Origin of the sequence: Micromonospora salmantinae, assembly GCF_022230905.1 — a bacterium.
Lineage (GTDB): Bacteria > Actinomycetota > Actinomycetes > Mycobacteriales > Micromonosporaceae > Micromonospora > Micromonospora salmantinae.
This window is the reverse complement of sequence record NZ_JAKKFG010000007.1, coordinates 154,168-172,491: the sequence shown is the minus strand read 5'-3', so window position 1 is coordinate 172,491 and position 18,324 is coordinate 154,168. Positions and strand designations below refer to the sequence as shown.

At 69.2% G+C, this 18,324-nt stretch carries 14 protein-coding genes and 1 pseudogene; 7 read left to right on the top strand and 8 right to left on the bottom strand.

The window, feature by feature from the left end; translation table 11 throughout:
* Positions 1–89: 89 nt before the first annotated feature.
* Positions 90–6,479 carry an NIDO-like domain-containing protein gene (locus PSH03_RS06725; RefSeq protein WP_238688559.1) on the bottom strand — a complete coding sequence of 2,130 codons (6,390 nt, stop codon included), beginning with the start codon at positions 6,477–6,479 and terminating at the stop codon, positions 90–92.
* A gap of 269 nt (positions 6,480–6,748) precedes the next feature.
* Positions 6,749–7,270: a DUF6232 family protein gene (locus PSH03_RS06720; protein WP_210784548.1), complete on the bottom strand. Its 522-nt coding sequence runs from the start codon at positions 7,268–7,270 to the stop codon at positions 6,749–6,751.
* Positions 7,271–7,771: 501 nt separating this feature from the next.
* Here PSH03_RS06720 and PSH03_RS06715 point away from each other — a divergent pair.
* Entirely contained in the window at positions 7,772–8,749 is a 978-nt protein-coding gene (locus PSH03_RS06715; protein ID WP_210784547.1) for a C40 family peptidase, read from the top strand.
* Between the two features lie 79 nt (positions 8,750–8,828).
* Here the strand turns inward: PSH03_RS06715 and PSH03_RS06710 are convergent, their stop codons facing one another.
* The 4 genes from PSH03_RS06710 to PSH03_RS06695 form a co-directional block, all read right to left on the bottom strand.
* Positions 8,829–9,818, bottom strand: coding sequence for a sigma-70 family RNA polymerase sigma factor (locus PSH03_RS06710; RefSeq protein ID WP_091405669.1), 990 nt, complete (start codon positions 9,816–9,818; stop codon positions 8,829–8,831).
* A 377-nt stretch (positions 9,819–10,195) separates the two neighbouring features.
* A complete protein-coding gene (gene murQ / locus PSH03_RS06705) occupies positions 10,196–11,137 on the bottom strand; it encodes an N-acetylmuramic acid 6-phosphate etherase (RefSeq protein WP_210784546.1) in 942 nt (313 codons plus the stop codon).
* Positions 11,134–12,048, bottom strand: a complete 915-nt coding sequence (locus tag PSH03_RS06700; protein WP_030488123.1) for a MurR/RpiR family transcriptional regulator — start codon at positions 12,046–12,048, stop codon at positions 11,134–11,136. Before PSH03_RS06700 ends, murQ begins: the two co-directional genes overlap by 4 nt.
* Before the next feature lie 75 nt (positions 12,049–12,123).
* Entirely contained in the window at positions 12,124–13,140 is a 1,017-nt protein-coding gene (locus PSH03_RS06695) for an NAD-dependent epimerase/dehydratase family protein (RefSeq protein WP_238688558.1), read from the bottom strand.
* 170 nt (positions 13,141–13,310) lie between these two features.
* Here PSH03_RS06695 and PSH03_RS06690 point away from each other — a divergent pair, with 170 nt between their 5' ends.
* On the top strand, positions 13,311–14,003 hold the full coding sequence (locus PSH03_RS06690) for an SDR family NAD(P)-dependent oxidoreductase (RefSeq protein ID WP_238688557.1): 693 nt from the start codon (positions 13,311–13,313) through the stop codon (positions 14,001–14,003).
* On the opposite strand, the gene PSH03_RS06685 is transcribed toward PSH03_RS06690, so the two are convergent.
* A complete protein-coding gene (locus PSH03_RS06685; protein WP_210784589.1) occupies positions 13,988–14,656 on the bottom strand; it encodes a dTMP kinase in 669 nt (222 codons plus the stop codon). The two genes, PSH03_RS06690 and PSH03_RS06685, sit on opposite strands and share 16 nt — an antisense overlap.
* 179 nt (positions 14,657–14,835) lie before the next feature.
* On the opposite strand from PSH03_RS06685, the pseudogene PSH03_RS06680 reads away from it, so the two are divergent.
* From PSH03_RS06680 to PSH03_RS06660, 5 genes and pseudogenes are all read left to right on the top strand, one after another.
* Positions 14,836–15,423: pseudogene (locus PSH03_RS06680) on the top strand (nucleotidyltransferase family protein); the annotation flags it as partial.
* On the top strand, positions 15,420–15,695 hold the full coding sequence (locus PSH03_RS06675) for a hypothetical protein (protein WP_112676011.1): 276 nt from the start codon (positions 15,420–15,422) through the stop codon (positions 15,693–15,695). The pseudogene PSH03_RS06680 and the gene PSH03_RS06675, both read left to right, overlap by 4 nt.
* A 10-nt stretch (positions 15,696–15,705) precedes the next feature.
* Positions 15,706–16,482: a metallophosphoesterase family protein gene (locus tag PSH03_RS06670; RefSeq protein ID WP_091405690.1), complete on the top strand. Its 777-nt coding sequence runs from the start codon at positions 15,706–15,708 to the stop codon at positions 16,480–16,482.
* The gene (locus tag PSH03_RS06665) at positions 16,473–16,616 is read left to right on the top strand and encodes a GPGG-motif small membrane protein (protein ID WP_007464364.1); all 144 of its coding nucleotides are present in this window, start codon (positions 16,473–16,475) and stop codon (positions 16,614–16,616) included. The genes PSH03_RS06670 and PSH03_RS06665 overlap by 10 nt, the downstream gene beginning before the upstream one ends.
* Positions 16,617–16,788: 172 nt before the next feature.
* Positions 16,789–17,283 carry a TspO/MBR family protein gene (locus tag PSH03_RS06660; protein WP_238688555.1) on the top strand — a complete coding sequence of 165 codons (495 nt, stop codon included), beginning with the start codon at positions 16,789–16,791 and terminating at the stop codon, positions 17,281–17,283.
* 51 nt (positions 17,284–17,334) lie between these two features.
* On the opposite strand, the gene PSH03_RS06655 is transcribed toward PSH03_RS06660, so the two are convergent.
* The gene (locus tag PSH03_RS06655) at positions 17,335–18,108 is read right to left on the bottom strand and encodes a M23 family metallopeptidase (protein ID WP_238688554.1); all 774 of its coding nucleotides are present in this window, start codon (positions 18,106–18,108) and stop codon (positions 17,335–17,337) included.
* Positions 18,109–18,324 lie beyond the last annotated feature (216 nt).

Sequence of the window (18,324 nt, the reverse complement as noted above, 5' to 3'; positions counted from 1 at the left end):
ACGAACATGTAAGTGGACAGGCTCGACTGCACCGGGTTACCTCCGAGAGGGGTCCGAGGAGCGACGGCTGTGGGGAGAACCGGCTGTGGTCAGGAAGTTGGTGGGTTGATCCGTAGGCCGAGGTCGGCACGGAGTACCGGTTGCCGGTGTGTGTACTGAAGAGCTGCTGTGCCGTCGGCACCTTCGAGGCCGATGGTCGCCGCACCACCGCGCTCCACGAACGTCCCGTCGAGATCGGCGTAGACGAAGCTGTATCCGCCCGCCTCGTCGAAGATCAGCTGGAAGGTGACCCGAATGTTGGGGTCCTCGTAGGAGGACACGTTGCGCCACTCGATGACGAACTGCCGGCTCGGTGCCGTACCTCGGAGCGCGGTCCGCACGCTGGCCGGGGAGTCGACCACCCAGTCATGCCAGAACGGGTAGATGCCGTTGGCCGGGCTGCCCGCCGACGGGATCGGATAGGGAAACGGAGACGGCGCCTCCGGGTTGGCGAAGCTGACCAGCCCGTTGGTGTCCACCCAGGCCGAGCTGACCGACTGCCCGTACAGCGTGACGGGGAACGGCAGGTCGACTCGTGTGTCCCGATCGTCGCCGGTGAGGGACAGGACCGCACCGTCGGCGGGGGTGTACGTGATCGGTTGTTCGGCGATGGTGTAGCCGGCACCGGCCGGAGTTGCCCCCACGGCGAAGTTGACGACCCGACTGGTACCAGCACCGACGGTGGTGTGCTGCACCGAGGAGCCGCGGCAGGTGCCGGTGGGGCTGGTGGCGATCACCGCATACGAGCCGCTGGGAACGCTCGTGACCTGGTAACTGCCCGTGGCTGAGGTGACGGCGGTCTTCCCGCCGACCGCCACGGTCACGTCGGCCACTGGCGTTCCCTGGCAGCTGACCGTGCCGGTCACCGTACCCAGTCCTGGTGGGCTGGGCCGGAAGGTGACGCCCTGGCCGCTGGTCAGCAGCGCCTCCCGGTGCAGGTACTGGAAGGCCACGTCGCCGGCGGCGTTCTCGATGCCGATGGTCGCCTGACCGCCGCGCTCCCTGGCGTCAGCGGGGTCGATGTCCGCGTAGGCCAGCGAAATGTCGCCGTTCTCGTTGAAGATGACCTCGAACGACGCGCGATACGCCTTGTTGCCCGAGCGGTACACGTTCCGCCATTCGACCACCCACTGCCGGTTCGGCGCCGCGCCGCTGAGCTTCGTGGCGATCGCGCTTGAGGCGTCGACCCCCCAGTCGTCGAAGAACGCGTACACGGCGTTGTCGATCGTCCCGCCCAGCTCGTCGTACGGCAGGGGGGTTGGCGTTGGCGTGTCGGTGTCGATGCCGTCGAGGCTGCTGAAGCTGATCAAGCCGTTGGAGCTGATCCAGGCGGAGGTGTGGGTCTCCCCATAGAGCTTGATCGGGAATGGCGCGGTCTTCTGCCAGACCTTGTCGTCGCCGCGCCACGTCTCCACCACGTCACCGGGGATGAAGGTGACCGGTCCGGCTTCACAGGAGTAGCCGAACTCGTCGCCGTTGGACATCACTGAAAGGTCGAGGTCCTGGGCGCCACCGCCGGGATGGTTGACGAACTGGCGGGCGTACTGCCCGACGCACCGGTTGTCGGCGCCGACCGCGCCCACCACCTGCTCTCCGATGGGCACGTTGGCGAACTGGTAGCCACCATCCGCCGCGGTGACCGTCGTGCGTCCTCCCGGGTCGAGGGTGACGGTGGCGCCGGCGATCGGCTCACCCGTTCCGGCGGTCGTCAGGGTGCCGCTGATCGAGCCCGGCGGCGCCGGAGTGAAGGTGATGGAGCCGTTGCTGACGGCCGCCGGCTCCATGAAGGAGTAGAGCTTCGCGACGGCGCCGGAGGCACTCTCGATGCCGATGGTCGCGCTGGAGCCCTTCTGAACGAGGTTGGTGAGAGTGCCGTAGTGGAAGGAGATCCGACCGTCTTCGTGCAGCATCGCCTCGAAGCTGATGCTGTAGGTCGCGGTGAACGTCTGCAGCACCATGCTTGACCACTCGACGACATAGGTCCGGTTCGGCGCGGTGCCGATGGTCTTGGTGCGCATCACGCTGCTGGATCCGATAGCGAGCTGGTCGTCCCAGAACGGGGCGATTATCGCGTTCGGCGCGTCGACCCTCGGCATGGTGGGATTGATGATCGTGATCGGAGCTGCATCGAAACTGATCAGCCCGTTCTGGTCCACCCAGCCCGTGGTGTAGGTCTTTCCATGCAGAGTGAACGGGAACGGCAGGGTCACCTGCGATGTGCCGTTGGTCGGAGCCAGCGGCGTGTCGGCGGTGACATAGCCGGACGCACCGACGGCGCAGGCGTAGCCGAGACTGCCGTAGTCGACGGTGAGTTGCAGCGCCCGTACCGTGTCCTCGGTCAGGTCGACCTGGCTCTCCACCGACGGGCCGCACCTGTAGTTCTGGGTGGACGAGATGGTGTAGCTGTCGGCCACCACGTTGGTGAACTGCCATGCCCCGCCCGCACCGGTGGTGGTGGTCAGCCCGGTCGGGTCAAGGGTGACGGTCGCGCCGACCACCGGGTTGCCCGACGGGTCGACAAGGGTGCCGGACAGATCGTGCTTGGCCAACGGCCCAGTCGTCGGGGGGATGGCGAAGGTGATCGCCTGACCGGTGGCCAGTGCCGGAGTCGCAGCTGAATACACCAGGCCGTCGTCGCCACCAGGTGCTTCCATCCCCACCACCGCGTTGGCCCCACGTTCAGCGTCGTTGTCGAGCTGGTCGTAGTTGGTGGTGACGGTGCCGTCGGCGGCCAGCAGGACCTGGAAGGAGAGCCGCTGCGCGGTCGACGACTTCCGGTGCACGTTTCGCCATTCGATGACGAACTGTTCGCTCGCACCGGTTCCCACCGTCCCCGTGCGCACACTCGCCGAGGAATCCACGACGAGGTCGTCCCAGAACGGAGCGAGCAGGCCGTTCGGGTCTGCCGGAGCGGGCAGTGCGCCCCCGGTGTACGGGTGGGATCCACCCGGGTCGGTGAAGGAGACGAGACCGTTGGTGTCCACCCAGGCGCTGCGGTACGCGTGGCCGTAGAACGGGAACACGAAGGGCAGTGCCACCTCGCCGACCGCGTCGTCGCCCGTCAACGCGAGCATGGTGTCGGCGGCGATGAACGGTTTCGCCGACGTGGCGCAGGTGTGCCCCTCGTCGTCCCGATACGCCTGCAGCGGGAGATTGACACCGAGCCCCTGGCCGTCGATCTCCCACGGACCGCTGGTGCCGGAGAGCCCACACCGGCCGCCGAAGGAGCCGACGAGGGTGTAGACCCCGGGCGCGAAGCCGGCGAGGCTGAACCCACCTTCGGGGCCGCTGGTCGTCTGCAGCCCGCCCGGTTCCAGCCGCACCGTGGCACCGTCCAGCGGCATCCAGTTTTCGTCGTAGACGGTGCCGTAGACGAACGCCGTCACCTTGATCGTGAAGGATGCCTGGGACATTCCGCCGAGTCGACCGCCGTCGTCCAGGGCTGCCACGTAGATCAGGCGCATACCGGTGGTGGCGCCGGCACTGATGGTGACCGTGGCGGTCCCGCCGGCGACTGTCGCATTCACCGTGCTGCCCAGCGTGGTGTCGCCCACGCTGTACCGGAACTTCGTGATGTTGGTGTCGCCACCAGCGTTGAACGTGACCTGGAGCTGCCCTCCGGCGGTCACCTCGGTGCCGTTGGGGAATGACACCACCGGCTGCAAGGGCACTGCCAGCTCGGCAAGCTTGGTCGGGGTTTCGACGAGGTTGTAGACCCGGATGTCATCGACGGCGCCGGTGAAGAGGCCGTCGTCGGCGCCGCTCCACCTGCGCTTGCCGACGGTTATCGAGCCGGTGGCGTTGAAGCCGCCGACCAGCGTCGTCGTCGCGGTCTGAGCCACCCCGTTGACATAGAGGGTCATCTTCTTCGTGGCGCCGTCGTAGGTCGCCGCGATGTGAGTCCACTTTCCGGCGGTGGCCGCCGAGTTGGACAGGACATGATGCAGCGCGGTGTTGGCGGTGTCCGCGGTCGACATGGTGAATCGCCACCGCTGGCTCGCGCCGGAGTAGCCCAGACTGTAGGCGTGCGACTGGGTGCCGTTGGCACTGAGCACGGCCTGGTAGCCGGTGGTCGGCACGGTCGGCAGCCGAACCCAGGCTGCCACGGTGAAACTTCCGTCGGTACGCACCGGGGTGGCCGCGCCCGTGTCCGGATTCGGGGTCAGCACCGAACCTGTCAGTGAGCCCGTTGTGCTGCTGTTGAGACTGAGCGCGGTGCCGACACCGGCCCGACCCGGCGTCCGGGTTCCCGATGGGGCCAGGGTGAGCGTGTTGCCGTGACCGGTGACGTCGGCAGCGGTGTTCCCGGTCTCGTCGAAGGTCCAGCGGGCCGCCGGACCGGATCCTGCCCGTACGGAGAACGTGTAGGTCGCCGGTACGAGCGAGTACCGACCGGAGTGGTCCCGGGACCAGACGCGCAGGGTGTTCACCCCGTCGTGCAACGGCATGACGCTGATCGAGGCACTGAAGTCCGACCGGGCCGGCACGTTCTGCGCCTCGGTGAGCATGCCCGAGTCAAGGGTCCAGGCGTATTCCCTCACCTCGTACGGACGCTGCGTCGGCGGCGCCACGGCGAACACACCCGCTACGCCGACCCCACCGCGCGGCGTGCCGTCGTTGCTGTAGGTGGTGGAGCTGAGGCCCCCGGGTTCCTTCGGAGGTGTGGCATCCACTGTGAACTCGCAAGTGCCGGACCAGTCGCCGTAGACCGATCCGTCCCACGTACGCGCCTGCCACACGTAGGTGGTGCCGTCCACCAACCTGCCGGACGGAATCTGCTTCGACACCGCTGACGGGTTGCCCGACGCCTGGGAGACCTTGTTGGTTTCGTTGCGCGAGCCGCCGAGCGGCCACCAGTAGAACCACGTGGTCAGGGACTGCTGCGAGCTGTCCGGGTCGGACTGCCTCACCGACAGGTACGGGGTGGTGTTCAACACGTACGGTCGGGAGTTGCCGACGGCGCAGGGCTTACCGTCGGACTGGTGTCCCGACGGTGGGTTGGGTTTGGTGTTGTAGGTGATCGACAGCTTCGGCGTCGAGTGCTTGAACCGCTTCCACTGGTTCTTTGTGCCCTCGTCGATCGCCCGGAGCCCCACCGTCAGGTCGGCCCAGCCGCTCTTTGCCGCCCGGTCGACCATTCGGGTGACGTCGAACTCGATCGTTCCGGTCCCCAGGCAGCCGTGCGCCCCACCGATCTTACGGTTCGCCGACGTCTGAGCGGTGTAGCTACTGTCCCAACTCGGCTGGTTGTTCCAGGTCGTGGAGGATGAGATCTTCCCGGTGAGCCAGAGCTTCGCGTTGGACTTCGGGTTGCAGGTCCAGGAGTGGAGTTGCTCGATCCGGAATTCGGCCCTGCTGATGATCTTGCCCCTGACCGCGCTGGTGTTCATCCGAAACAGGGATCGGATGATGTGGTCCGCGCAGCCGTCACAGTCCTCGGTACGACCTGCCCCGGCAGCGCCGTAGGTGGACGCCCGCTGGAGGGCGGTGGAGTTCTGCCAGAACGAGCTGGACTTGTGCTTGCTCCACACCGATGTCCAGGCGTTGCTGGCTATCCCCCCGGTCCACGACGGGTCGATGTAGATGGGCAGCTTGGTCCGTGGGTCGTCCAGCATCGCCCGGTCCGGCACGATGGTCAGGGAGTCGCGGCTGACCGTCACCGGCATCACCGCGCGCCGGGCCACCCCGGCGGTGCCGGCGGGTGCGTCGGTCGATCGGGCGCCCTGGCCAGCGAGGTCCGGCTCCGCGCCGGCGACCGTGGCGTCCCACATCAGCGGGGCTGGCGCACTGAAGACGTTCTGGCCGTTGGCGTCGCGGGCCGCCAGACCACCGCCGGGCGCCGGACTGACCGTCACCCCTTTGCTCTCCAGACCGAAGCGCAGGGATCTGAGCTTCGGGTTGGCCGCTGCCTTCCGGGTGTGCACCACCAACACCTCGGAGAAGCCGAGGGCGCCGGCCGTCACCCGCAGGTCGACCTCGGGCAGCACGTTCCGGTAGATGGCAGTGGATCCGTCAAGCACCGGCGCGGGCAACCGCCCGGGCCAGGACATCGTCAGCTCGCGGGCACCGTCGCGGAGCCGAGCCAGCGGCGCGCTCTCGCCCCCTGGGGAGAAGACCATCGGGAGCACCGACGCCCTGGGGGCAAGTCCTTCCGAGGTCGCCTTGAGGACAGTGTCCACCGGCACCCAGGAGTCACCCTTGCGTACCCGCACCGGCTCGATGCTCTGCTCCAGGGTGAGCGATCCGTCGGGGTTGAGGAACGTCTGGGCGTACTCGGTGCGCTCAGACAGAATCTCCACCTGCCGGCCACAGGTGGCGAGCATCGCGCGGGCGCTCTTGGCGTTCGGTTGGACGTCGACGCAGGCAGCGGCGGGCGTGGGCGCGGCCGATTGGGCCGGAGCGGCAGGTGGGACGAGCACCGAGGCTGGCAGGAATGCCATGACCAATAGGGCCGAACTGCGATGACGAATGCCCAAAAAGGGCGTGCGACGCCCACCATTAACGACCATGAACAGCCCCCGTGTTGATCGATCCGCCTCCGCGGCGCGCTCAACATACTGAGCCGATCTTCAGTTATCAATATTCAAGATCAGTGAGTTCACGCCTGGTGCGTCAACGGCCGAATTACGGCCGGCTGGGGCGTAAGGGTCCGCACTGCCCAGACTGGTCAGCCCGCCAGGGGGCCGCCGCCTGAGCTGGTCGCGCCCGATCAGCGGTTGGGCCGCCACGGGTCCGCTTCGGCGAGCGGGTCGACCCAACTGCCGTAGCGGTTGACCTCCCGGGCCCGCAGCAGCGACCGGGTGACCTGGCCGAACTGCCGTTCGTCGTCGGCGCTGAACAGCAGCACCTCCGAGCCTTGGTACCACCCCCACAGTTCGTGCGGCGGTGGGCGCCAGCGGTCGCCGACCAGGGCGAGTGCGGCCGGGAGCAGGAACACCGCGCCGAGGATCAGGTATGCCCCGGCGGTGAGGCGGTGCAGACCGCCGGTGAAGCCGAGGAGCACCCCCACACCGCCGAGCATGCTGGCGGTGATGACCACGGCCCGGACGGCGATCCGGTCGTGCGGACCCCGGGTGGTACGCAGATGGGTCAGGTCGGCGACCCGGTAACTGTTCCGACCGACGGTGAACCGGTCGACGGTCACGATGATGCCGGGCCGCGCGTACAGCAGGGTCGACCGAGCGCCCGGCACCGTTCGCGGCGGTCGCGTCTTTGCGCCTTCACGATTCACGGTTCCTCCCGAAGGGGACGGTTGGCCGAGTGGACCCGCTGGCGACAGTCATCGCTGCCTGTCGACGGGATTCCCGGCTCCCGACTTCATTGTGTTGCGGCATCGCCAGTCGACCTGGGCATTTACCGGGTCCCGACAGCTCGCCACGACCGGGTGACATCGCCGAGAAACAGCATCCATTTCAGCTTTTATCGGTTATGGCGGCTAGGAATCCGGCGGCATACGCCCGGAACGACGAAAGTCGCATATCCGTCAGTGGGCCGCGAAAAGGGCGATGTTCCCCCGTCCCCAGGCGTCATCAGCCACGATGGCGCCACCCAGCCCATGGGCCCGACCCGCAACTCTCCCAACTTTCGCCCCTGCTTCAACTGCGAGCGACATCCGTCCCGGGTTAGGTTGGGCGAGCCGGTCCGGCCCAGTGCCGTCCGCCCGGATGGCCCCGGCCGGTGTCGTCGAGGGCGTCAGCAGCCCCGGCGTCCGTGGGAGAGGGGCCTTCCGCTCTTGTCATCCCTGAGAAATCTGCTGCGCACCGTGGCGCTGGTCGGCATGTCGGCCGCGCTGATCGCCCCGACGGCGGTGGCCCAGGCCGAGCCGTCCCCCGCCGACCTGACCCGCCGGATCGAGACGTCCTCGGCCGAGTTGGAGCGGGTCGTCGAGTCGTACAACAAGTTGCGTGAGGAGATCAAGACAAACGAGGCCGCCGTGGCCCGATTACAGACCCGCATCGGCCCGCTCGAACAGCAGGTCGAGCAGAGCCGGGCCGACGTGGCGGAGCTCGCCTCCACCGCGTACAAGAGTGGCGGTCTGCGCACCGCGGACGCCCTGCTGCGTCCCGGCGGCTCGGCCGCGCTGCTGGACCGGCTCGGCACGATCGAGCAGTTGACCCGCCAACGGCAGGAGCGCATCTCCGGCTTCACGACCGACCAGCAGCGACTGCTCGACGAGAAGGCCCACCTGGGCGCGACCTTGACCCGACAGGCAGCACAGGCTCGCCAGCTCGCCGCGGGTAAGAAGCAGATCGAGCAGGACCTGGCCAAGCTGTACGAGCTGCGCCGGCAGGCGTACGGGGCCGCCACCGAGCGACCCGAGCCCAGGGCGGCGACGAGCGAGGCCAAGAACGTGCCCGCCGTGTCCGGTGCTGCCGGCACGGCGGTGCGTTACGCGTTCGGCGCGATCGGCAAGCCCTACGTCTGGGCGGCCGACGGGCCGAACGGCTACGACTGCTCCGGCCTGACCTCGGCTGCCTGGCGGGCTGCCGGGAAGTCCCTGCCGCACAACACCAGGATGCAGTGGAGCGCTGTCGCCCACATCGGGCGGGGCGAGCTACGCCCCGGCGACCTGGTCTTCTACAGCGGGCTCGGGCACGTCGCCCTCTACGTGGGCGACGGTCAGGTGATCGACGCGCCCAGCGCCGGTCGCAACGTGCTCAAGCGTGGCATGAACATGATGTCCATCCAGGGTTACGGCCGGGTGCGCTGACCACCATCGGAAACGGCGAACGGCCGGCGTCCCCCTATCGGACGCCGGCCGTTCGCCGTCATTAGTCATTACTTCCAGGTCAGGCTGCTTGCAGCCCTTCCGCCCGAGCCAGCTCGCGGAGCCGGCCGAGGGCCTGGATCTCCAGCTGCCGGATCCGCTCGCGGGACAGCGAGAAGCGGGACGCGACCTCGGTGAGCGAGTGCTCCCGGCCGTCCTCCAGCCCGTAGCGGGCCCGCATGATGCCGGCGGACCGGTCGTCGAGGTGGTTGAGCAGCCCTTCGATGCGCTGCCGCTCCAGGCCGCTGAGGACGATGTCCTCCGGCGACGGCGCGTCACTGTCGGCGACCAGGTCACCGAGGTTCGTGTCGCCGTCGTCGCCCACCGGGGTGTCCAGCGAAACGGTGTCCTGCGACCAGCGACGCAGCTCGTTCACCCGCTCGACGGTGACGCCGAGGGCGTTGGCGATCTGCTCCGGCTCCGGGTCGCTGCCCAACTCACGGGTCAACTGCCGGGCCACGTTGCGCATCCGGTTGACGTCCTCCACCAGGTGCACCGGTAGACGGACGGTGCGCTCCTGCTGGGCGATGGCCCGGCTGATCGCCTGCCGGATCCACCAGGTGGCGTAGGTGGAGAACTTGTAGCCGCGCTCGTAGTCGAACTTCTCGACCGCCCGGACGAGGCCGGTGTTGCCCTCCTGGATCAGGTCCAGCATGGGCATCCCCGAGCGCACGTAGCGCCGGGCGATCGACACGACCAGTCGGAGGTTGGCGCGGATGAAGAGGTCCTTCGCCCGCTCGCCCTCGACGACCAGCCACTCCAGGTCGGCCCGGTCGACACCGGCGGGAACGGCTTCCTCACCGAGCAGGTGCTCGGCGTAGAGGCCGGCCTCGATCGCCTTGGAGAGATCGACCTCCTTGGCGGCGTCCAGCAGTGGCGTCCGGGAGATCTCGTGCAGGTAGACGCCGACCAGGTCGCGCTCCTCGGCAACCTCGTCGGTTCGCATGCCGATGTTCTTGTCCACGTTGCCCACGGTCCCCTCGCTCGCGCCGGTTGCCCGGTTCCTTGCCATTCCCCACACCTGTCAGCCCCTGGTAACTTCTGCTGTGCCCATCGGTGCTGACACCTACACAACAGATGAGACGTGTCGGGGATTCCTCGTCGTGAGTCGAAAGTGTCACGAATGCCTGAGTAGTAGCTGAAAGCACGGTCCATGTTTGCTGTCAGCACCCCATCGGGTGGCTCGCCACTGGGCACCACGTACGGGTTACCGCACCATGGCAACACCGCCCGCCGTGGGGGCACAGCGACCCGGGTCACCACCGCGATGCGATCCTGGTCACTGCCAGATACGCACCGGTGCACCGGTCGGTTCATTCACGAGGGTGTTATTACCCCTCGGCCAGATGAACAATCCGAGGGCTCGTTCGCTTCCCGGTACGGGTGGCGCTAGGAGGCGAGCAGGGCGAGGGCGCCGCGCACCTGGTCGGCCGAGCGGGCCAGCGCGGCCCGGGCGGCGTCGATCTCGGCGCCCGAGACCAGGGCGACCAGCGCCGTCTTCAGGTCCCCGTCGGCCTCGGTGAGGGCCTGCCGGGAGAGTTCCTCCGAGCAACCGGTGGCCTCGACCAGAATCGAGATCATTCGTCCGCGGAGTTTCGCGTTGGTGGCCACCATATCGATCATGAGGTTCGAGTAGACCCGCCCCAGGCGCACCATGACGGCGGTCGAGAACGTGTTGAGGACCAATTTCTGCGCTGTGCCCGCCTTCATCCGGGTCGACCCGGTGACCACCTCGGGTCCGGTGTCCACCCCGATGAACACGTCGACCGACCGGGCGGCCTCCGCCTCCGGATTGGCGCAGAGCAGCACCGTCGAGGCGCCCTTGGCGCGGGCCGCGGCAAGCGCCCCGAGGACGTACGGGGTGCGTCCGCTGGCCGCCAGACCAACTACCAGGTCCCCGGCCCGTACACAACTGGCCGCTTCGACCGCGCCGCCCCGGTCGTCGTCCTCGGCGTCCTCGACGGCCCGCCACATGGCGTCCGGGCCTCCCGCGAGGTGCGCGCAGAACCAGTGTCGGGGCGAGTTGAAGGTGGGGGCCAGTTCGGCGGCGTCGAGCACGCCCAGTCGGCCGGAGGTGCCGGCCCCGAAGTAGTGCACCCGGTGGCCGCCGCGAAGCGCCGCGACCGCCAGGTCGACGGTGGTGGCGATCTCGTCGAGCACCGCGGCGACCGCCGCGGGCACTCGCCGGTCCGCCTCGTTGATCACGGTGAGCACGTCCCGGGTCGACATCAGGTCGAGGTCGACGCTGAGCGGGTTACGCCGTTCGGTGGGGGCACCCACCCGGACCGTGGGGCGAGCGGGCCGTGCGGGCATCTCCGCACCGGCCGTCATGCCCGCCTCCGGTTGGCACCCACCCGGTGCGACTGGACCGCCTCGGCGGTCGCCTCCAGGGCCTTGCGGGCCCGGGCCCTGTTGCGGGCGGCAACCCCGACGAAGAGGCAGTCGACCACGGTGAGCTGGGCCAGCCGGCTGGCCGTCGCGCCGGAGCGGTAGGTGGTCTCCCGGGCCGCCGTGGTCAACACGAAGTCCGCCACGTCGGTGATCGGCGAGCGCGGGAAGTTGGTCAGCGCCACTGTCGCCGCACCGCGGGTACGGGCCTGCTCCAGCACCTCGATCACGTCGGAGGTGGTGCCGGTGTGCGAGATGCCGATCGCCACGTCTCCCCGGCCCAGGAGGGCGGCCGAGGTCAGCGCGGTGTGCACGTCCGGGAAGTAGAAGGCGATCCGGCCGATGCGGTGCAGCTTCTGCTGGAAGTCCGAGGCGACGAACCCGCTGGCGCCGGCGCCGTAGATGTCGATCCGACCGGCACCGCTGATCGCCTCGACCACCTGCTCGCAGACGGCCGGGTCGAGTTGCTCGGCGGTCTCCTCGACGGCGCGGGCGTCGTTGAACGCGATGGTGGCGATGATCTGGGCGAGGTCGGCACCGGGCGGGATGTCACCGCCGACCACTCGGGCGTCCGGTGGCTCGATCCGGCGCGCGGCCTCGGCGGCGAGGCGGATGCGCAGTTGGGGGTAGCCGTCCATGCCCACCGAACGGCAGAACCGGATGACTGTCGCCTCGGATGTCTCGGCTGCGGTGGCGAGGTCGGTGATTGTCCGCCGGGCGGCGGCCGCCGGGTCGGACACGACCAGCCGGGCGACCCGCTGCTCGGCGGGCGACAGCGATGGCAACAGCCCGCTGATGTGGACGATCAGCCCACCGGGCTCGTGACTCGCAGAAATCTTCGGACTCTTCGCCACGGATGAAACTTACTTTCAGCAGGCGTGAGCGTCAACTATGACTGTCCGAGGTGGGGGAAACTTCGATCGCCGGGATCACCGGTCCCGCACAGCCTGCCACTTCCCCAGGATCGCCGCCTCATCCGCCGGGCCGAGTCCACCCTGCCGGACGGCCGCCGGCTGTGCGGCCATCCAGCACGCGGTCGCCCGAACGGTATCGGCCAGCGGACGGACCGTCAGACCGGCGTCCAGGGCCGGTCGGACGTCCCGGTCCATCAGGCCGGCGGTCTCCGGCAGTCGCACCCAGAGCGGCAACGCCCGCTCCCCCGACCACTCGCGTACGTCGTGGGACACCAGGAACTCCTGGTCGACCCAGGTGAGAGCCGGATCGGCGACGCCCAGCCCGGCGGCCACACCGGCCAGCAGGTCGGCCCGGGACATCGCCGGACCGGTGCCGTCGTACGTGCCGCTGAGTCGGGTGCCGGCGGCGTGCAACAGCCAACGCGCCAGATCGGCGACGTCCACGAACTGCACCCGATCGGTCGGACGCCCGGGGGCCAGCACCTCGCCGCCGGCCGACAGCCGCCGCACCCAGTACGGGAAACGATCGCTCGGATCCTCCGCGCCGACGATCAGCCCCGCCCGGCAGATGAACGAACGGTTCACGCCGACCCGCTCCCGGACCAGTTCCTCGATGCTCACCTTGCACTCGCCGTACCAGCGGTGGTCCGGGCCGACCGGACCGTCCACGTCCGGCGGGGCCGGCGCCAGGATCGCCGCGTCCGCAGCGGTCTGGCCCGGGGTGGTGTGGTCCGCGTACACCGAGATCGTCGACACGAACGACCAGTGGCCGACGTGGTCGGCGAGCGCGGCGAGCGCGTGCCGGGCGTGGCTGATCTGGCGGGTCACGTCGACCACTGCGTCGAAGCCCTCGGCGGCGAGCGGGACGAGCGACTCGGGATCATCGCGGTCGGCCGCGACGAACCGCGCCCCGGCCGGCACCGTGCCGGACACGCCCCGGGCCGCGCAGGTGACCTCGTGACCCTGTTCGACGGCGAGCCGTGCCGTCGCCCGGCCGAGGAACTGGGTGCCACCGAGAATGAGGATCCGCATCCGCCGATCCTGCTCCCCCCAGCTCCGAACAACCCAGCCGCTCTGCCGACGGCAGACCGTGATCATGAAGTTGTTGCCACTCGGATCGGCGTGTCACGGCAACAACTTCATGATCGACGGAGGCGGGCGGAGGGGCGCGCAGGGGCGTGGGGGGCACTAGCGTGGGGCGTATGGGACTGGGCAGCGTGTTGGTTACCGGGGGGTTCGGGGGCCTTGGCGGGGCGGTCGTGACCGCGTTCGCCGAGGCGGGCTGGCGGGTGGTCGTACCGGAGCGGAAAACCCGGCCCGGGTCGGAGCCGGCGGCGGCCGGACTGGTCCGCGTGGTCGCGGACCTGGGCGAGCCGGCGGGCGCGGCGCAGGCGGTCGAGGCCGCGGCCGGCGAACCGGCGGCGCCGCTGCGCGCGGTGGTCAACCTCGTCGGGGGGTACGCCAGCGGCGGGTTGGTGCACGAGACCCCGGTCGAGGAGTTCGAGCGGATGCTCGCCGTCAACCTGCGGCCGACCTACCTGGTCACCCAGGCCGCGCTCCCGCACCTGGTGGCGTCCGGCGGCGGCGCGGTGGTCTGCGTCTCGGCCCGCGCGGCGGTCACCCCGTTCCGCGGCGCGGCCGGCTACTCGACGGCCAAGGCGGCGGTGCTGGCCTTCGCCAACGCGGTAGCTGTCGAGTACCGGTCGCAGAACGTGCGCTGCAACACAGTGCTGCCCAGCGTCATCGACACTCCGGCGAACCGGGCGGCCCAGCCCGACGCCGACCATTCCCGCTGGGTCACCCCGGCCGAGATCGCGCCGGTGATCCGGTTCCTCGCGTCGGCGGATTCCGCCCCGACCAGTGGTGCCACAGTGCCGGTCTACGGGCGGGCCTGAGCCACCACCGGGCCGACGTCCTCTCCACCCGAGGCGGACGACGGTAGCCACGTCTCCAGGTGCGCCTGGATCTGCTCGGTCACCTCCTCGGCCGGGCGGCCCGCGTCCACCAGCACGAAGCTGGGGTACTCGGGCAGTGCCCGGTAGGCGGTGTCGGCGGCGGTCAGCCACCCCATCGTCTCGTGGTCGGTGCCGCGTTCCTCGATGCGCCGGTACGCCTCCGCCGGGTCGACGGCGAGCAGGAAGGTCACCTGCGGCGTCGGGAACAGCCGGTAGCCGGCCCGGGCGAGCCGCTCCCAGCGCTGCCCGCCGTGCGCCCGGATGCTCGCGTACTGGCAGGCCGAGTAGCGGTCCATCACCGCCGTCCGGCCGGTGAGCAGACAGCTGATCAGGGCGATGGCGATGGCCAGCCAGCGCAGCACCGACTCCACGGCCAGCACGCCGTCACGACCGACGAGCCGTTGCGCGTCCGGCCGGCCGAGGCGTTGGGCGAGCCGGCCGAGCCAGCGGCGGCCACTGGCGTTGCGGCGGTAGGTGGCGGGGCGTCCGGCGGCGTTCAGCGCGTCGGCCAGCCGGTGTGCCTGAGTGGTCTTGCCCGAACCGTCGATCCCGATCAGGGCGACGGTGCGCAATCGGGCCTTGCGTCGTCGCATCCCCGATGATCTGGCCACTCTCCACAGGTTATCCGACCCACGCACCTGGTCCGCGAGGTTTGTGGTGCTTCATCCCTGTTGACGCCCGACCGAGACACCAGCAGGTGTGGACGACCGGAATGCCGGGTACCGGAGTTTGAAATCCAACCGCCGGTCCACCAACACGACGACGGAGGAACCAGATGGCTGAGCGCGGAGACGAGAGTCTTGTGCACACCCTCAAGAAGGTCGCCGCCGTGCTCAAGCAGTCCGAAATTCCGTTCGCCCTGGGCGGCAGCTTCGCGGTCTACGCCCACGGAGGCCACTCCAGCGATCACGACGTCGACTTCCTGATTCGGGAGGCCGACGTGGAAGAGGCACTGGAAGCCCTGGTGGCCGCCGGCTTCGTCGCCGAGCGTCCACCGGAGGACTGGCTGGTGAAGGTGTTCGACGACGACCGGATGGTGGACCTGATCCACCGGCCGATCGAGACACCGGTCACCGAGGAGACGTTCACCGACACGGTCATCCGACCGGTGGACGCGATTCGCATGCCGGTGCTGTCCGCGACCCAGCTGATGGTGCACAAACTGCTCAGCTTCTCCCAGCACTACTGCGACTTCGCCCGCGGGCTCCCGCTGGCCCGCTCGCTGCGGGAGCAGATCGACTGGGAACGGGTACGCAAGGAGACGCAGCACTCGCCGTACGCCGAGGCGTTCCTGGTGCTGCTGGACCGGCTGGAGGTGGTGCCGGCCGCCGGCACCCAGCCAGGAGAGGGGACATCGTGACCCACCATCGCGACATCGACGCCGGGCCACCTGACGAGTACGTCGAGGCGGAGATCCAACGGTTGCTCGTCGAGGACCCCGCCGTCGCCGAACAGGGGATCACAGTGGTTCGACGGGAACGCGCCCTCGTGCTCTACGGCGAGGTGGAGAGTCCGCACCGGCGGGAGGAGATCCTGCGTCGGGTGTCCGAGCGCTTCCCGGACGTGCCGGTCACCAGCGACATCGGGGTGATCCGCGCCCAAGCGCCCACGGAGATCGAGCAACTGCCCTGAGGGAGGTTCCATGGTGATCCGGATTGCCGCTGTGGGCGACGTGCATCTGGACGAGGACGTGGTCGGCCGGTTCCGACCGGCGTTGGAGGAGCTGCCGGAGTGCGCCGATGTGCTGCTGCTGGCCGGGGACCTGACCCGGCACGGCACCGAGGCCGAGGCGCGCTGCGTGGCAGAGGAGTTCGGTGGGTTGGCCGTACCGGTGGTGACAGTGCTGGGCAACCACGACCACCAGTGCGACCAGGTGCCACAGGTGGTCAAGGTGCTGGAGGACGCGGGCATCACAGTGCTCGAGGGCAACGGCGTCGTGCTGGACTGCGCCGGTGGCCGGCTCGGCATCGCCGGCGTCAAGGGCTTCGGCGGCGGGTTCGCCGGGCGGTGTGCCAGTGACTTCGGCGAGCCGGAGATGAAGGCCTTCGTGCGGACCACCACCGACAGCGCGGACCGTCTCGGTGCGGCGCTGCGCTCACTGGACTGCGACATGCTGGTCGCGCTCACCCACTACTCGCCGGTGCCGGACACGCTGGCCGGCGAGCCGTTGGAGATCTACCCGTTCCTGGGGTCGTACCAGTTGGGGCAGGCGATCGACTCGGCGCCCACGGCGCTGGCCGTGCACGGGCACGCGCACGCCGGCACCGAGCGCGGCACGACCCCCGGCGGGGTACGCGTCCGCAACGTCGCGCACCCGGTGATCAAGCAGGCGTACAGCGTCTTTCACGTTGGCGATCAACTCGACACCGACCAGGTTTCCCCGATCGGCCAGTCGGGTAGTCAGAGGTCATGGAGCTGATTCTCTGGATTCTCGCAGTCGTACTCGTGGTCGCCGGCATCCTCGCGCTGTTCCGCCGGCAGATCCTGTGGGGCATCGTCCTCATCGTCGTCGGGCTGTTGGTCGGCCCGGGTGGTGTCAGCATCTTCAATTAGCGCTCATACGCCTTGACAACGGGACCCGCCGGGGTCGCCGCGACCGGAGCTTCGTCCTCCCGACAGAAGCACCGGCCGTGGCGATCCCGGCGCTTTTTCGTGGGTGGCCGGCCCGGTGAACCGCCCTCCCGCTCGGCGGTTTGAGCCGACCCCGAGAGGAAATATCTCGACCATGGAGATATCTCAGGACGCGCCGGCGACCTCCGGGCGGCGAGCGTGGTGGGCCCTCGCCGGTTTCGCGGCGGCGGTCTTCGTGGCGGCCGCGATCGGCGGGCTGGGCGTGCAGGGCACCACCGAGGAGTACGCGAACCTGCGGCAGCCCGGCTGGGCACCGCCGTCGTGGCTGTTCGGCCCGGTCTGGTCACTGCTCTACGCGCTGATCGCGGTGGCCGGCTGGCTGGTCTGGCGCCGGGTCGGCTTCTCCCCCGCCCTCTGGGCCTGGACGGCCCAACTCGTGCTCAACGCGATCTGGACCCCGCTGTTCTTCGGCGCCGGGCAGTACGGTCTGGCGTTCGCCGAGATCGTGCTGATGTGGCTGGCGATCGGCCTGACCGTGGTGCTGTTCGCCCGGGTGTCCCGGGTGGCGACGGCGCTGCTGCTGCCGTACTGGGCCTGGGTCACCTTCGCCGCCGCGTTGAACCTGTCGATCTGGCAGCTGAACAACTGACCGCACGGTCCCCGGCGGGGGTGCCCGCCGGGGACCGTGGCCGTCACCGGGTCAGCAGCGGGGCACGCCAGGGATGTAGCCGTCGGAGCCGGTGTACACGTACGCGTCGGCGATGTAGCGGCCGGAGCCGATCCGGTCCCAGATCGAGCTGGTGCCGTACGTGCCGGTGACAGTGGTGCCACTGGTCTGGCAGGCGATGGTCACCCGGGTGCCGTCGGCGACGGTGCCCACCGAGGCGTACCCGGTGCCGGGGCCGGAGCGGACAGTCAGTGGCGTGCCGCTGGTGTCGACGGTGCCGTTGCCGCTGCCCGAGGAGCACCCGTTGTTACTGGTGTAGCTCTTGCTGCCCCAGTAGAGCGCGAGGGTGCCGTTGAAGCGGACCTGGATGTCGGCGCCGTTGAGGCGCTGCTCGTAGTGCAGGTGGGGGCCGGTCGATCCGCCGGTGGTGCCGACCCAGCCGAGCACCTTGCCGTACCCGACCGTCTGCCCGACCGAGACGTTGAAGCCGTTGAGGTGCGCGTAGTAGGTGCTGTAACCGCCCCCGTGGTTGATTCTGACGTATTTGCCGTAGCTGGTGCCGCCGAGGTCGGTCACCCGGTCGACGGTGCCGGGGGCGCTCGCCACCACCGGGTCGCCCTGATCGTTGGTGCGGTTGAAGTCGACGGCGTACGCCGGGCTGTGGTCCGACCGGGTCTGCCCGGACCAGGACTGGCCGCACGGGAACGGCACCTTGAAGGTCGGCGCGGCCATCGCCGGGGTCGCCGGCACCAGCGCTCCCCCGACGAAGAGACCCGTCACCAGCAGGCTGATCCACCGCTTTCGCATACAGCTCCTCCTATGTCGAAAACCTTCGATCCGGTGCCCTCAGCCTGACAGATATCGTCACTCTTCGAAAGAGTCCCCAGCTTGTCCCGGGGGAGCGCGCCCACCAGGGCAGCCCGCAGGTTTCCGGATTGTTACTCGCTCGTGTCTGACAGGGGGTGGACCCGGGCCGGATGCAAGCGCTTACATGTGTGCACGCCCAATCGGACCGGCGACGGG